The organism is Anaerococcus nagyae (assembly GCF_017874535.1).
In the GTDB taxonomy this organism is placed as follows: Bacteria; Bacillota; Clostridia; order Tissierellales; family Peptoniphilaceae; genus Anaerococcus; species Anaerococcus nagyae.
This window is the reverse complement of record NZ_JAGGLS010000001.1, coordinates 90596-105168: the sequence shown is the minus strand read 5'-3', so window position 1 is coordinate 105168 and position 14573 is coordinate 90596. Positions and strand designations below refer to the sequence as shown.

Annotated in this window: 15 protein-coding genes; 9 read left to right on the top strand and 6 right to left on the bottom strand. The window is 32.5% G+C overall.

The features are described from left to right. The 3 genes from J2Z39_RS00510 to J2Z39_RS00500 all read left to right on the top strand — a co-directional run bounded on the left by J2Z39_RS00510 (position 1) and on the right by J2Z39_RS00500 (position 647). Positions 1 to 177, top strand: coding sequence for a hypothetical protein (locus J2Z39_RS00510; RefSeq protein WP_209813212.1), 177 nt, complete (start codon positions 1 to 3; stop codon positions 175 to 177). A 71-nt stretch (positions 178 to 248) separates the two neighbouring features. Next, positions 249 to 422, top strand: coding sequence for a hypothetical protein (locus J2Z39_RS00505; RefSeq protein WP_181965094.1), 174 nt, complete (start codon positions 249 to 251; stop codon positions 420 to 422). Between the two features lie 63 nt (positions 423 to 485). Next, positions 486 to 647 carry a hypothetical protein gene (locus J2Z39_RS00500; protein ID WP_181965093.1) on the top strand — a complete coding sequence of 54 codons (162 nt, stop codon included), beginning with the start codon at positions 486 to 488 and terminating at the stop codon, positions 645 to 647. Between the two features lie 58 nt (positions 648 to 705). On the opposite strand, the gene J2Z39_RS00495 is transcribed toward J2Z39_RS00500, so the two are convergent. The 4 genes from J2Z39_RS00495 to dhaK form a co-directional block, all read right to left on the bottom strand. Next, positions 706 to 1398, bottom strand: a complete 693-nt coding sequence (locus tag J2Z39_RS00495) for a PepSY domain-containing protein (RefSeq protein ID WP_209813210.1) — start codon at positions 1396 to 1398, stop codon at positions 706 to 708. Between the two features lie 128 nt (positions 1399 to 1526). Continuing rightward, on the bottom strand, positions 1527 to 1913 hold the full coding sequence (gene dhaM / locus J2Z39_RS00490; RefSeq protein WP_117519959.1) for a dihydroxyacetone kinase phosphoryl donor subunit DhaM: 387 nt from the start codon (positions 1911 to 1913) through the stop codon (positions 1527 to 1529). Continuing rightward, positions 1906 to 2505, bottom strand: coding sequence for a dihydroxyacetone kinase subunit DhaL (gene dhaL / locus J2Z39_RS00485; RefSeq protein ID WP_117519957.1), 600 nt, complete (start codon positions 2503 to 2505; stop codon positions 1906 to 1908). The genes dhaM and dhaL overlap by 8 nt, the downstream gene beginning before the upstream one ends. Positions 2506 to 2513: 8 nt before the next feature. Next, the gene (dhaK, locus tag J2Z39_RS00480; protein ID WP_209813208.1) at positions 2514 to 3491 is read right to left on the bottom strand and encodes a dihydroxyacetone kinase subunit DhaK; all 978 of its coding nucleotides are present in this window, start codon (positions 3489 to 3491) and stop codon (positions 2514 to 2516) included. A gap of 455 nt (positions 3492 to 3946) precedes the next feature. Here dhaK and uvrB point away from each other — a divergent pair, with 455 nt between their 5' ends. The 5 genes from uvrB to J2Z39_RS00455 all read left to right on the top strand — a co-directional run bounded on the left by uvrB (position 3947) and on the right by J2Z39_RS00455 (position 11248). Continuing rightward, positions 3947 to 5914: an excinuclease ABC subunit UvrB gene (gene uvrB / locus J2Z39_RS00475; protein WP_209813206.1), complete on the top strand. Its 1968-nt coding sequence runs from the start codon at positions 3947 to 3949 to the stop codon at positions 5912 to 5914. Between the two features lies 1 nt (position 5915). Beyond that, positions 5916 to 8738 (top strand): excinuclease ABC subunit UvrA, encoded by a 2823-nt coding sequence (gene uvrA / locus J2Z39_RS00470; protein ID WP_209813204.1) that lies wholly within the window; start codon positions 5916 to 5918, stop codon positions 8736 to 8738. Positions 8739 to 8747: 9 nt separating this feature from the next. Continuing rightward, positions 8748 to 9026, top strand: coding sequence for a hypothetical protein (locus tag J2Z39_RS00465; protein WP_117519949.1), 279 nt, complete (start codon positions 8748 to 8750; stop codon positions 9024 to 9026). Positions 9027 to 9189: 163 nt separating this feature from the next. Then, the gene (locus J2Z39_RS00460) at positions 9190 to 10080 is read left to right on the top strand and encodes an ABC transporter ATP-binding protein (protein WP_209813202.1); all 891 of its coding nucleotides are present in this window, start codon (positions 9190 to 9192) and stop codon (positions 10078 to 10080) included. Beyond that, on the top strand, positions 10073 to 11248 hold the full coding sequence (locus J2Z39_RS00455) for an ABC transporter permease (protein WP_209813200.1): 1176 nt from the start codon (positions 10073 to 10075) through the stop codon (positions 11246 to 11248). Before J2Z39_RS00460 ends, J2Z39_RS00455 begins: the two co-directional genes overlap by 8 nt. Positions 11249 to 11649: 401 nt before the next feature. Here J2Z39_RS00455 and J2Z39_RS00450 read toward each other — a convergent pair whose 3' ends face one another. Continuing rightward, positions 11650 to 12222 (bottom strand): biotin transporter BioY, encoded by a 573-nt coding sequence (locus tag J2Z39_RS00450; protein ID WP_209813198.1) that lies wholly within the window; start codon positions 12220 to 12222, stop codon positions 11650 to 11652. A 162-nt stretch (positions 12223 to 12384) separates the two neighbouring features. On the opposite strand from J2Z39_RS00450, the gene bioB reads away from it, so the two are divergent. After that, complete coding sequence (gene bioB / locus J2Z39_RS00445) at positions 12385 to 13353, top strand: biotin synthase BioB (protein ID WP_209813196.1); 969 nt, start codon at positions 12385 to 12387, stop codon at positions 13351 to 13353. Between the two features lie 199 nt (positions 13354 to 13552). Here the strand turns inward: bioB and J2Z39_RS00440 are convergent, their stop codons facing one another. After that, positions 13553 to 14467 carry a helix-turn-helix domain-containing protein gene (locus J2Z39_RS00440; RefSeq protein ID WP_209813195.1) on the bottom strand — a complete coding sequence of 305 codons (915 nt, stop codon included), beginning with the start codon at positions 14465 to 14467 and terminating at the stop codon, positions 13553 to 13555. Positions 14468 to 14573: the final 106 nt, after the last annotated feature.

Below are 14573 nucleotides of genomic sequence, written 5' to 3'. Positions count from 1 at the left end.
ATGGAGAGAAAAAATATTAGACTTGTGATTGGTGCTATATGGATTATTGTGGGAATATTAGAATTTACTAGAAACAAGATTCCTTTTGCTCTTTTAGGTATAGTAGTGGGATTATTGTTTATCTTAATGGGTGTCAAAAGTACTTCTGATAATCCAAACCAATCTGATAAGTATTAGAAATGATTAGGATAAAATTAGAAATTTGGGTATAAATACATATAAGATATATATTAAAGAAAGGATTAGTTATGGAAAAAGGAAAGATAGCAGAAATAATTGGTGCTATAGTAATGTTATTTTCTGTATATATGTTTTTTGACAAAAGAGGTGGCTTAGGATTTTTCGTACTTTTAATCGGTGCCATTGTATTTGGTATAGGCAAGAAAAGCGAAAATGAAAATCAAAACTATGTACCAAGATAACTATAATAGATTTTAGCCTTCCCATGGGGGGCTATTTTTTATACATAGATAGAGGAGATAATTATGAGAAAAATAAAAGTAGAAAAGACTTTAGGAATTTTAATGATAATCTTATCTGTTTTTATGTTCTTTTCTAAAGAAGGCGAGCTGGGATTTGTTATTTTTATAATTGGTCTTTTTTTATATATTTATAGTAGGAAAGGTACTGATTATAGGTCTATATAGATTTTATTTATAAGTTTAAAAAAGGATGTTGAGAAATCAACATCCTTTTTATCACATATTATTTATGGATTATATCTAGAGTTTCAGCGTCTAATTCTACATCATCGCCATCTTCAATATCTATGTTATAAACTAATTTATCATCATCGTTATATTTTAGTTCATAAGATTTTACTTGACCTTCGTTATTTTCTAAGGCTTTTGTCATAGCTTCTTTTGGACTCTTGATTGCTACGAAGTCTATTGACTTATCATCTTTTGACTCTTTCTCTTTTTCTTCTTCTTTAGATATAATTTCTCCACTTTCAGCATCTATTTTTGCTTCATATTCATTATCTTCTGTATAACCTTTGATATCATAAGCGTATTTGTCATCTTCTTCATCAAATTTTACAGATGAGATTTCCATTGATTCTTGATTAAACTCTTCTTTAAATTTATCAACTGCATCATCAAGACTAATATCAAATTCTTCATCCTCGATGCCAGCTTTTAATTCATCGACTTTTTTATCTACTGAATCCTTAGTAGAGTCAACTTTTTCATCTACTGTATCTTTTGTAGAATCAACTTTATCGTCTACTTTATCCTTAGTAGAATCCACTTCTTCATTAACAGCTGTTTCTGTATGACTTGCTGCATCCTTTGCATCATCTTTTGCTTTGTTAGCATTTTCATTAGAACAAGCTGAAAAAGCAAGTGCTAATGCTAAAGCTGATGCTCCATATTTAATATTTTTATTTAATTTCATAATTACCCTCCTAATTTGAAATTTATATTGTTAATGTACCTCTTATAATAAATTAAACAAGAAGGGCTTTAAAAATTAATTATATTAATTTTTTTATTCCTTTTTTAAAGTATGCTTTATATAGAATTTTAGCCTAATTTATTTAGATCGTACTTATTAACCATTTCTTTTATATCCTCTATACTAGTATCTTCGGTAATGCTTATAGCTATTTGCACGCTAGATTCAACTAGAGGAGAGCCTGCAAGAATTACTTTTTCTTGTAATTCAGGATCAAGCATATCATAGGCTGTTTCGCAGTTCATCATTGATGATCCCAGATCAAAGAATACTACTAGTCCATCTTCTGCAAGACTTGTCATTTTATCATTGATTTCTTCAAAGTTTGATCCTAGTTCTCCATCTTCTGTACCACCTGAATACTCAATATTGATATCTCCTGCCATTTGTCCAATAAGTTCTTTGAGCCCTTCTGCAAGTTTTCTGCTATGGCTTGCTATTAATATATTAATCATCTATTCCTCCTAAAGCTTCTTTTATAATTATATATGAGCTTGCTGCACCTGGATCTATGTGACCAATAGATCTTTCTCCAACATATGAAGCACGACCTTTATTAGCCTTTATGTCCTTAGTTTTATTCATAGATTCTTCTGCTATTTGTATTATTTCATCAAAGGATTTGTCTTCATTAAGAGCATTAGATACAGGTTCTAGGACATCTACCATAGTCTTGTCACCAACTTCTGCCTTACCTCTTTGCTTAACTCCATCTACTCCTGCTTTAAAGGCTTTGTTAAGCTGATCACGATTAAAGTCATCTATGTCTTTTAAACTTGCTGCAAATTTCATGAAAAATGATCCATAAAGCGGTCCACTTGCTCCACCTACTTTTGATAATAATATAGTAGCTACTTTATTAAATAGTGTTTTGTAATCATCAAAATCATCTTCTAAAGCTTCTTTGGTGAAATTGAAGCCTTTAGCCATGTTATTGCCATGGTCAGCATCTCCTATAGACCTATCCAGGTCTGTTAGATAGTCCTTATTTGCTATTATTTCATCTGCTGCTTTTATTAATCTTTGTTTTACTTCATTAATTTCCATTTTTCTCTCTACTTTCTAACTATATCTACTTCTTTATCTAAAAGTTTGAGTCTATCCTCATCTACTTTATATAAGGTAATTGAAAAGCCTGCCATATCCATACTTGTCATAAAGTTTCCTATATATGATCTAACTACTTTTACTTTTTTTTCTTCTAGATAATCATGGAGACTATTGCTTATAACGTATAATTCCATTTCTGGAGTTGCTCCCATTCCATTTATTAAAAGAGCATACTCACTATCAAGATCTTTAACCTCTTCTAGGAGTCTATCAACCATTTCTTTTACGATCTTATCAGCTGATTTCATTTCCTCTTTTTGTATACCCTCTTCACCGTGGATACCAATACCCATTTCTAGTTCATTTTCGGCAAGTTCAAAGCTTTCTTTGCCATCGGATGGATTGGTACAAGGCTTGGTTGCCATACCTATAGATATGATATCTTTTATAATTTTATCAGCTGCTTCTTTAATTTCAGCAAGGCTTGCTCCATTTTCTGCCATAGCACCGAGAGTTTTATGAACGAAGACTGTCCCTGCAACTCCACGTCTATCTTCTTTATTTTCTACAACTATATCATCGTTTACTATGACATATTCAACTTCAATATCTTCCATTTCAGCCATTTCCTTGGCCATTTCAAAGTTCATAACATCGCCTTGGTAGTTTTTAATTACCATAAAGACACCCTTACCAGAATCAGCTTTTTTTATAGCCTCTAAAACTTGATCTGGTGTAGGGGATGTGAAGACATCTCCTGCTACCGCACAATCGAGCATACCACGGCCTACAAAACCAGCGTGGGCAGGCTCATGTCCAGATCCTCCACCAGATATAAGTCCGACTTTACCTTCTACTGGTGTATCTTTTCTTGCAATTACATTTGTATCTTCTATTCTAATAATTTTATCTTTATTTGCTTTAACCAAACCATCTAGCATTTGGTCAACTATGTCTTCTGGATTATTGATAATTTTTTTCATAATATACCTCCAATTATACAAATCCGTTACAATACTCTTATACCCAATGAAAAGGGAAATATTTATTGAAATTTAGGGAATAGTAAAGTATATTAAATGGGTAGAAATTAGTAGAAAACAAAGGTCAGAGTTAGTCAAAAACTTTGATTTTTTCATTATAGATAAGTTGAAATTAGTAATTTTGATTTATTGAATATAGTAGAGATTTCTCCACTTTTTTCATTCGGTCGAAATGGTTTCAGATTTAGTTAAAAGATACTAATTAGGGATGAGTATATAGATTTATAAGCTTATTATTATAAAATTTTAGAAATTATAGTTTTATAAATCTTTTCCTTAATGTAAATGAAAACTTATACGATATCGACTAGGCAAAGTGCATGGAGAGATCTTTAAGTTTAGTTAATAATATTTAAAAATACTAAATTTATAAATAAGAAAGAAAGGATCAATCTTTGCAAAAATTTAAGATAAATTCCGAATATAAACCTCGTGGAGACCAGCCTGAGGCTATTGCCAGCCTTGCAAAGGGCCTTAAAGATGGCAAAAAGCATCAGATTCTTAGAGGTGTTACTGGTTCTGGTAAGACTTTTACCATGGCTAATATTATAGAAGAAGTTCAAAGGCCGACTTTAATACTTGCCCATAACAAGACCTTGGCCTATCAGTTATTTACAGAATTTAAAGAATTTTTCCCAGATAACGCTGTTGAGTACTTCGTTTCATATTATGATTATTATCAGCCAGAAGCTTATGTAGCTGCTACTGATACGTATATAGCTAAAGATTCATCGATAAATGATGAGATTGATAAGATGCGCCACTCAGCAACAATGGCACTTTTTGAACGTAAAGATGTAATAATTGTAGCTTCTGTTTCTTGTATCTATGGTCTTGGAGATCCTATTGATTATAAGGAGCTGGTAGTTTCCCTACGTCCAGGTCAAGAGATAGCTCCAGAGGAAGTTATGAGAAAGCTTATAGATGTTCAATATGTGAGAAATGATATAGACTTTGACAGAGGAACTTTTAGAAAACGTGGGGATATCCTAGATGTTTTCCCAGCAGGTTTTGACCAAAAGGCTATACGTTTTGAGTTTTTTGGAGATGAGATAGAAGAAATATCTGAGTTTGATTCGCTTACCGGCAAGATTACTGCAAAGCTTAGCCATGCATATATATATCCAGCTAGTCACTATGCGACAACTAGTGAGAAGACAGAACGTGCTATTGTAACTATAGAAGAAGAACTCGAGCAAAGACTTGCTGAACTTAATAAAGAAAATAAACTGTTAGAGGCTCAAAGACTCGAGCAAAGAACACGCTATGATATAGAAATGTTAAAAGAGATTGGCTTTTGCTCAGGCATAGAAAATTATTCTAGACACTTAAGCCAAAGAGAGCCAGGTAGCAGACCCTATACATTGATCGACTATTTTCCAAAAGACTTTGTGCTAATGGTGGATGAATCTCATGTGTCTATTCCACAAGTTGGGGGTATGTATGAGGGAGATAGGGCTCGTAAGCAAAATTTAGTAGATTATGGTTTTAGATTGCCATCAGCTCTAGATAATAGACCTCTTAAGTTTAATGAGTTTGAGAGCTTGGTTAACCAAGCAATCTATGTTTCGGCAACACCGGGTCCATATGAAATGGAAAAAACTGGCGGGGATATGGTTGAGCAAATCATACGTCCAACAGGATTACTAGATCCATTAGTTGAAGTACGACCAACAGATAATCAAATTGATGACTTGATTGGTGAAATTAATACTACAATTGAAAAGGGAGATAGGGTTCTTGTGACTACTCTTACTAAAAAGATGGCAGAAGATCTTACGACCTATTTAACTGAAACAGGAATTAAGGTAAAGTATCTGCATTCAGATATAAAAACTATAGAACGTAGTGAGATTATTAGGGAACTTCGCTTGGGAGAATTTGATGTCTTGGTAGGTATAAACTTATTAAGAGAGGGTCTAGATATACCAGAAGTAAGTCTAATAGCAATACTAGATGCTGATAAAGAAGGTTTCTTACGTTCAGAAACTTCCCTCATCCAGACAATCGGACGTGCAGCTCGTAACTCAGAGGGACATGTAATAATGTATGGAGATACCGTTACAAAATCTATGAAAAAGGCGATTGACGAGACAGCTAGACGTCGTGAGATACAAATGGTCTTTAATGAGGAACATGACATAACACCAACTACAATTAGAAAAAATATAGGTGAGATGATTCAAATTACTAAGGCAGCAGAAGATGCTGAGATAGAAGAGTTTAATAGAGAAGATATAGATGAAATTTTAATCAATCTTGAAAGTCAAATGTATAAGGCAGCAGAGGAGCTTGACTTTGAACGTGCTGCAAATATACGTGACCAAATCAAGAGTATGAAAGAAAACTTCGCAGGAGTATAAATTGACAGAACACGATATAGTTATAAAAGGTGCTAGGACTAATAACCTTAAAAATGTTGATATTACACTACCACGTGATGAGATGATAGTTTTTACAGGACTTTCCGGATCTGGAAAGTCCACTTTAGCCTTTGATACTATTTATGCTGAAGGTCAAAGACGATATGTAGAAAGTCTTTCATCTTATGCTAGACAGTTTTTGGGCAATGTGGATAAGCCAGATGTTGACACTATTGAGGGTCTATCGCCATCCATATCCATAGATCAAAAGACAACTAATAGAAACCCAAGATCGACTGTCGCAACAGTAACAGAAATTTATGATTATTATAGATTGCTTTATGCTAGAATAGGAGATGCTTATTGTCCAGTTTGTGGCAAAAAAATAGAAGCTCAATCTATTGATCAAATGGTAGATAGAATTTTGGAGCTGCCAGAAAAAACAAGGATTCAAATATTAGCACCAGTAATTAGAGGTAAAAAAGGACAACATAAAAAAGCCTTAGCAAATATACAAAAAGAAGGCTTTGTAAGAGTTGTAATAGATGGGCAACGTCACGATTTAGAAGAAGATATAGAGCTTTCTAAGACCAAGAAACACGATATATCAATTATAGTAGATAGGATTGTAATAAAAGAAGGTATAGAATCAAGGCTAACAGACTCCTTAGAAACTGCCCTAAGACTTTCTGATGGTCTAGTATTTATAGATGTTATAGATGGCGAAAGTTTTATGCTTAGTAGCAAGCTTGCTTGTCCTGATGGACATGTGAGTCTGCCAGAGATTACACCAAATATGTTTTCTTTTAATGCACCACTTGGTATGTGTCCAGATTGTAATGGATTAGGATTTCACTTACAAATAGATCCAGAACTAGTAATCCCAGATATGAATTTATCTATAAATCAAGATGCAGTTGATGCCTATAGTGGATCAGCTAAGGACTCTTATTATTACCAAACTATAAGAGCTATAGCCGATCATTATGATTTTCCCTATGATGAGCCAATAAAAAATGCCCCGAAAGGCTTAGTTGAGGATATACTCTATGGGACAGATTATGATTTAAGCTTTGTCTTTGATTCTAGATTTTCTGGAAGAAAGAGATATAAAGGAAAATTTGAAGGAGCGGTAACGAATCTTGCAGATAGATACGAAAGAACTAACTCTGAAACTCAAAGAAAGAGATTTAGAGAATTTATGGGCGAGGAAGAGTGCAAGACTTGCCATGGAGATAGGCTAAAACCAGAAGTTTTATCTATAAAAGTAAATGAAACAAATATAGCAGAGCTTAGCAAGCTTTCTGTTGAAAAATCAGCAGAGTTTTTTGATAAGCTGGAACTATCAGAAATGAAAGCAAATATAGCAGAGCTTATTATAAAAGAGATTAAGGCAAGACTTAAGTTCCTCAATGATGTTGGACTTGGTTATTTAACCCTTAATAGAGCAGCATCAACACTTTCTGGTGGAGAAAGTCAGAGAATAAGACTTGCCACCCAAATAGGTTCAGGTCTTGTAGGGGTTTGCTATGTACTGGATGAGCCATCTATAGGTCTTCACCAAAGAGATAATGATAGACTAATATCATCCCTTAGAAACTTAACTGATATAGGAAACACTTTGATAGTAGTAGAACACGATGAAGAGACTATTAGAGAGGCAGACTTCATAGTAGATATAGGGCCAAGAGCAGGTATTCATGGGGGTGAGGTAGTAGCCAAGGGATCTGTAGAAGATATAATAAATTCAAAAAGATCTATAACAGGTGACTATCTATCAGGTAGAAAAGAAATCCCTATTCCAAAAGAACGTAGAAAAAGTGATAAATTTATAGAAATAAGGGGAGCCGCTGAAAATAATCTTAAGGGTATTGATGTAAAAATTCCCGTAGGCGTTTTGACGTCAGTAACAGGAGTATCTGGATCTGGTAAATCTTCACTAGTTAATGAGATTTTATATAAGTCCGTCACCAAAAAGCTTAATAAGACTAAAGTTAGACCTGGAAAGCATAAGGAAATACTAGGACTTGATCAAATAGATAAGGTAATAGCTATCGACCAATCACCAATAGGTAGAACTCCAAGATCTAATCCAGCTACTTATACCAAGGTATTTGATAATATTCGTGATGTCTTTGCTATGACCAATGAAGCAAAAATGAAGGGATACAATAAGGGTAGATTTTCATTCAATGTAAAAGGTGGACGTTGTGAAGCCTGCAAGGGTGATGGTACAATTAAGGTGGACATGATGTTTTTACCGGATGTCTATGTTCCTTGTGAAGTATGCCATGGTAAACGCTACAACAGAGAAACTCTTGAAGTAAAATACAAGGGTAAGGATATATCTGAAGTCCTAGATATGACTGTAGAGGAAGGCATAGAGTTTTTTGCCAACCATGCTCCAATAGTAAGAAAGCTTCAGACCCTATATGATGTTGGACTTGGATATATAAAAATTGGGCAACCATCAACAGAATTATCAGGTGGTGAAGCTCAAAGAGTAAAACTTGCAACAGAACTTGCCAAAGTAGGTACAGGTCAGACTCTATATATACTAGATGAACCTACAACAGGTCTTCACATGGCAGATGTTCACAAATTAATCGACGTTTTAAATAGGCTTGTAGATCAAAACAATACTGTAGTAGTCATAGAACATAATCTAGATGTTATAAAAGTATCAGACTATCTAGTTGACCTAGGGCCAGAAGGTGGTGATGGAGGAGGTACACTTGTAGGTTGTGGAAATCCAGAGGAACTTTCTAAAAATAAGAAGTCATATACAGGTCAATATTTAAAGAAAATTTTAAAAGAAAAATAGGAGAAAAGAATGGGATTAGAAGAAAAAAGAGACAATAAGTCAGATAATAATATGGATTCAAAGTCTAATGGTAGACCGGTAAGCTTTAGCCTAGGCGATGGAAATGATTTTTCTATAGATCTACCTACAAACTTACCAGGTGAAGAAGATATAGAAACAAGTAATCTAGATAGCGAAGAAATGGAAGAGCTAACAGGTGACTTAGATAAAACAACAAAAAAATTACAGGATGCTCTAAAAGAAATGGGTGTGGATGATATACATCAATTTTTAAAAGATAATGAATAAGAAAGAAGCTGTTGCAAAATAAATTCTTACAAATATCATTTTGCAACAGCTTTTTTATGTCATAAATATTGAAACCTAATGGCTCCACTTTTATATTAACTATTTTTTACAATTAATATTATTTCTTATGATATAATAAGATAAAAAATGAAAGGAATTATTTATGATTGATGTACAAAATGTATCCAAGAGCTTTGGATCACTCAAAGCGCTCGATAATGTATCATTCACTGTCGAAAAGGGAGATGTTTTTGGCGTAATTGGTCAAAATGGTGCTGGAAAATCTACACTTTTTAGATGCATGATGAACTTTTTTGATGATTACACAGGAGCTATTATATATGATGGAGTTAATATGAAAGATATAGCCCTTGAAAAAATAGGATTTTTACCAGAGGAGAGGTCCCTATCTCCTAAAAAAACTATAGAGGAAGAAATCCGCTACTTTGCAAAGCTTAACTGTATGGATAATATTCCAAAAGAAAACTTAGAAAAGTGGTTCGATAGATTTGAGATAAAGGGAAAGCTTACTGATAAAATTAAGTCTTTATCTAAGGGGAATCAACAAAAGGTCCAACTTTTGGCGGCAGTTATTTATAAACCTGACTTTGTAATATTAGATGAGCCTTTATCAGGTCTTGATCCTTACAATATTAGGCTTTTAGAAGATATTATTAAAGAATTAAATGCTATGGGCATGACAATTTTATTTTCTTCTCACAATATGGAAAATGTGGAGGCTCTTTGTAATAAGCTTGTTATGATAAAAAATGGTAGCATTGTTTTAAATGGTACACCACAAGAAATCAGAAACTCATTTCCTAGAGAAAAAGTGGTGGTTGAAACGGACAAAGACTTGCTTCCGCTAATAGAAGGTAAAGTTAAAAATTATATTAAAAAAGGAGATTTTTGGACTATTTATCTAAATAATCCTAGCGATAGTAAAGAGATTTATCAATTAATCAATGATGATATTGGTTTTGTATCTCAATTTAGCCAAGCTGCACCAAGTTTAAATGAAATTTTTGCAAAGGTGGTGGAAAGTCATGAATAGAACAAAAATTGTAATGTTAGAAACCCTAAAAAATCATCTCAAATCTGCAAGTTTTTGGGCTATGATTTTAATTCCTATAGTTTTTGGAGTTATTAGTGGTATAGGAGGATATTTTGCTGGATCATCTAATAGTAGTCAAATAGGCATAGTTGCAAATGAAGATTTAAATGCATACTTTGATGATGAAAAATTTAGATCTGTAAGTGAAGATGAAATTGATAAATTAATTGATGATAAAGAAATATCTACTTATGCAAAAATAAGAGAAAAAAATGGTCAAATAATTGCAGATTTTAATGAAGCAGATGCTTCAATGACTGAAATATTAACCTTTCAAAATATTTTAACAAGTATACAACAGAGTCTTAATGAAAAAAATGCAAGTTTAAATAGTGATCAGCAAGAAATACTTGCAAAAACACCAATTATAAACAAAATCACAGATGAAAATTCTGATAATAAGTTGATTGGTAAAGCGGTATACTTTGTACTATTATTCTTAATGTATATTGTACTAATGAGTTTTGTAAACCTTGTACTAGCTGATATAGCTACAGAAAAAGGTACAAAGATGATAGAATTTATCTTCTCATCTGTAAAGCCTGGAGATTATTTTGCAGGCAAGATGTTTGGTAACTTTATAGCGGTTTTTGTTCAAATCATCACCTATGTGATATTTGGAATAATAGGATTTTTTATTGTAAAATCAAAAGGTTTACTAGATGAAATTGATTTATCATTTAATATTTCTGGATCTACTTATGCAATGATAGCAGAGATAGTGTTACTATTTTTACTAGGCATTTTTATATTTTTAGTAATTGCAGGTATGCTTGGTTCCTTTGCTACCAAAGTTGAAGACGCTGGAAAGATGGGAACTCCACTTATTTTTTCAACTATAATATTATTTTTCCTAGCAATGATGTTACAAGATAAAGGAGATATTTTGGCTACAAAAATTTTAAGTTTTGTGCCATTAGCATCTACTTTCTTTATGCCGCTTAGACTTTTAAATGGACATGCTAGCCTAACAGAAGGGCTAATCTCTATAGCTATCCTAGTAGTTACCATATTATTAGTATATAAATTTGGTGAAAGAGTTTATAAGAGAAATATACTAAACTATTCTACTGATAACTGGTTTACTAGAAGAAAGAAAAGTAAATAAGTGTAAGTTTAATATATAATCTTTTATATAAAATAAGAATAATTAAATGTTAGTCAGAATATAGGATATTACTTATAAGAAAGTATACCCAAATACTAAAAAAGGATAAATTAAAATCAAGCATAATACAACCATACTTATGGTCCAGACTGTTGACAAACTAAAAATTTGCCCATTTCGACCGAGTGCAAGGAGTGGAGAAATCTCATGAGATCTCTCCATGCGTTCGTTTCACTCACTTAGTCGAGATGGGGTATAGCGTAATTTTATTTTTGAATTATTAATGAATTATTAAACTGACTTTGTCTACGCTCTGAACCATACTTACGGTCTTATTATGCTTGATTTATTTTTATCTTTATTAAATTTTGCTAATTCAAATTATTTTAATATAAGTAACTTTAATGATTATTAGCCTTGTAACGTTTCAATGAAGTTAAAATTTTAGGTGCGATAAGTGCTGCAAGAACAGCTTTTAATAAATCTGGTATTAAGAAAGGAATCATACCAGCTGCAAGAGTCGACTGAAAAGTCATAGGTGTTCCATTAACCTTTGTAAGTATTATGTACATATATGGCAAACCAATTACATAAAATAACACTTCTGCGAGAATAAGAACGCCTAAAATTTTAGTGAATTTCTTTTCTCCATAAGCAAGTTTTGAAATTAATACAGCTGCTATAATAAATGAGATTAAAAATCCAAATGTTGGAGCAAAAATCATCTGAGGACCTCCGGTAAAACCTGCAAAAACTGGAAGACCTATTAGTCCTATAACAACGTATATAAGTACACTTAAGCCTGCAAGCTTAGGAACAAGTAAAAGTCCTGCCATAAATACAAAAAAGTTTTGCATAGTAAAAGGTACAGGACCTAATGGAATAGTAATGAAAGCACCTATAGCAATCAAAGCAGCCATAAGAGCTGTCTGAACTAAATCTTGGGTTTTCATTTTACTTTTTGTTTGATTCATAATTCATACCTCCTTAGAGTATTTTAAACAATGAAAACGATTCTGTCAATTAATTGACATATTGAAGAATTTCTATTATACTATAGTAATAAAAGAAATAATAAAAGATGTTAATATATAATAAGTAATAATTAAGTAATAATAAAGATAAGGAGTGATGAAATGAAAGTAGAAGAGCTAAAAAACAAGGTATTAAATGGTGAACAAATATCTCGTCAAGAAGCTATTGATTTATATAATGAAGATTATGAAGAACTAAGGTCGGCAGCTGAAGAAATCAGAAAATATTTTTGCAATGATAAGTTTGATGTGTGTACTATTATTAGTGCAAAAAGTGGACGCTGCCCAGAAAACTGTAAATTCTGTGCCCAATCTGCTAGTAGCAATGTAGAAGGAGTAAAAACATATTCTCTTTTAGATAAAGAAACAATTGTAAATGATGCTGTTGAAAAATACAACAAAGGTGTCCCTAGATATTCTTTAGTATCTGCAGGAAAATCACTAAGTGAAGAAGATATTGATAGTGTTTGTGATATTGTAGAGACTATATATGAGAAAGCTCCAGGACTTAAAGTATGTTTATCAGGTGGACTAATTTCTGAAGAAGGCTTTAAAAAATTAAAAAATGCTGGAGTATTGAGAGTACATAACAATTTAGAGACTTCTGAAAACTTCTTTAGTGAAATCTGTACAAGCCACAGTTATGATCAAAAAATCCAAGCTATAAAAGATGCTCAAAAAGCTGGTATGGAAGTTTGCAGTGGAGGTATTATAGGCTTAGGAGAAGACATCGAAGATAGGGTAGATATGTTTATTAGTCTGCGCGACTTAGATGTATCATCCATACCTGTTAATGTTTTAAACCCTGTAAAAGGAACTCCTCTGGAAAATAATAGAATTTTAGACCAAGAAGAGATAAATAGAACAATTGCTATTTGCAGATTTATTAATCCTAAAGCATCTATTCGCTTAGCTGGTGGTCGTACAAATATGGAAGAATTAGGAAAATCATGCTTAAGATCTGGTGCCAATGCAAGTATAACTGGCGATATGCTCACAACTCATGGAACAAGCATAGAAGATGATATGGAAATGATTAGATCAATGGACTATGAGATTGGTGCTGTATAAAATATAATAAAATATTCTTTTAACTAAGCTCCTAAGGTTTGTTTATCCCAAACTTTAGGAGCTAGTTTAATAAAAATATTTTGTTATGCACAGTAGTGTCTATATTATTTTTATCTTTTAACCTTGTGAAATCTAAGACACTTTCTTAATTCAAGTTATTAAGTATAATCTGAATCTTTAATTGATATAAATAATTTTCTCACTTATCAAAAAATATAGCTATAGCAATTTGTATAAAACTGGATATTACAAATATTACCCAGCTATTATGCCAGTTACCTGTTATAAAGCTATATCCTAGATATATACCTATAGTAAGTACCCATAGTATGGCTGAAGCCTTACCAAGGCTGCCTTCTTTCTTCTGTATTTTTGGGTCACGGTATTTTAATATATCTTTGTATGATGAATACCTTATAAAGCTATATCCCATAAGTATTGCCCCTAGTGCTATTAGCACTAGAAATACATATGTTGATATATCTTCAGAAATATTAAAGCCTTCACTTAGGACATATAGGGCAGGTGCTAGGAAAAATATTACAATAGAAATAATTACATTTCTTTTAAGGGTAGGTTCATAGTCGTTTAAGTTTTTTTCTATGACACCCTCAACTCCATAGGAGAAATTGTAGGATTCCTTTTCTATAAACTCATACTTACTTGCCATAAATCCAGAATTGACAAATAGGCCAACTGCAAAGGCAATGATTGCAAAAAAAGTAAACATTCCAAGATTTTCGTTAACTTTTTCAAGTGCCATATAGGCAATTGGAGAAATTATTGCAAGCCCTACACCAGCAGGTGTATATTTAGCTATCTTTTCATAAGTATCAAAATAATCATTAAGTAAATCTAGGTCTATTGTTTTTGCTATATCTTCATTTTTTTGATCAACAATTATTTCTTCCATGCCCAAATCATCATTTAATAAAAAGTCTGTGCTTACAGCAAAAATATTAGAAAGCTTTATTATCTTATCTAAGTCTGGCATAGACATGGATGCTTCCCATTTTGAAACGGACTGTCTGCTAACACCAACTTTGTTAGCTAAATCTTCTTGAGTCATTCCTTCTTTTTTTCTTAAAGCAGTAATTTTATCAGCTAGTATCATAATAGCCTCCTTATGTTTTATTAATGTTATTTTACAAAAAAATATCGTGGCATACCAGCAATTGGCTTTGGAAATTTGTCAACTGTTGGTTGCATCTTTGGAAATT

Excerpts from the sequence above, each read along its gene's own strand:
- J2Z39_RS00465 (WP_117519949.1), top strand. The coding sequence starts at position 8,748 with ATGGGATTAGAAGAAAAAAGAGACAATAAGTCAGATAATAATATGGAT.
- J2Z39_RS00450 (WP_209813198.1), bottom strand. The coding sequence starts at position 12,222 with ATGAATCAAACAAAAAGTAAAATGAAAACCCAAGATTTAGTTCAGACA.
- J2Z39_RS00510 (WP_209813212.1), top strand. The coding sequence starts at position 1 with ATGGAGAGAAAAAATATTAGACTTGTGATTGGTGCTATATGGATTATT.
- dhaM (WP_117519959.1), bottom strand. The coding sequence starts at position 1,913 with ATGATTAATATATTAATAGCAAGCCATAGCAGAAAACTTGCAGAAGGG.
- dhaK (WP_209813208.1), bottom strand. The coding sequence starts at position 3,491 with ATGAAAAAAATTATCAATAATCCAGAAGACATAGTTGACCAAATGCTA.
- bioB (WP_209813196.1), top strand. The coding sequence starts at position 12,385 with ATGAAAGTAGAAGAGCTAAAAAACAAGGTATTAAATGGTGAACAAATA.
- J2Z39_RS00440 (WP_209813195.1), bottom strand. The coding sequence starts at position 14,467 with ATGATACTAGCTGATAAAATTACTGCTTTAAGAAAAAAAGAAGGAATG.
- J2Z39_RS00505 (WP_181965094.1), top strand. The coding sequence starts at position 249 with ATGGAAAAAGGAAAGATAGCAGAAATAATTGGTGCTATAGTAATGTTA.
- J2Z39_RS00455 (WP_209813200.1), top strand. The coding sequence starts at position 10,073 with ATGAATAGAACAAAAATTGTAATGTTAGAAACCCTAAAAAATCATCTC.
- J2Z39_RS00500 (WP_181965093.1), top strand. The coding sequence starts at position 486 with ATGAGAAAAATAAAAGTAGAAAAGACTTTAGGAATTTTAATGATAATC.
- J2Z39_RS00460 (WP_209813202.1), top strand. The coding sequence starts at position 9,190 with ATGATTGATGTACAAAATGTATCCAAGAGCTTTGGATCACTCAAAGCG.
- J2Z39_RS00495 (WP_209813210.1), bottom strand. The coding sequence starts at position 1,398 with ATGAAATTAAATAAAAATATTAAATATGGAGCATCAGCTTTAGCATTA.
- dhaL (WP_117519957.1), bottom strand. The coding sequence starts at position 2,505 with ATGGAAATTAATGAAGTAAAACAAAGATTAATAAAAGCAGCAGATGAA.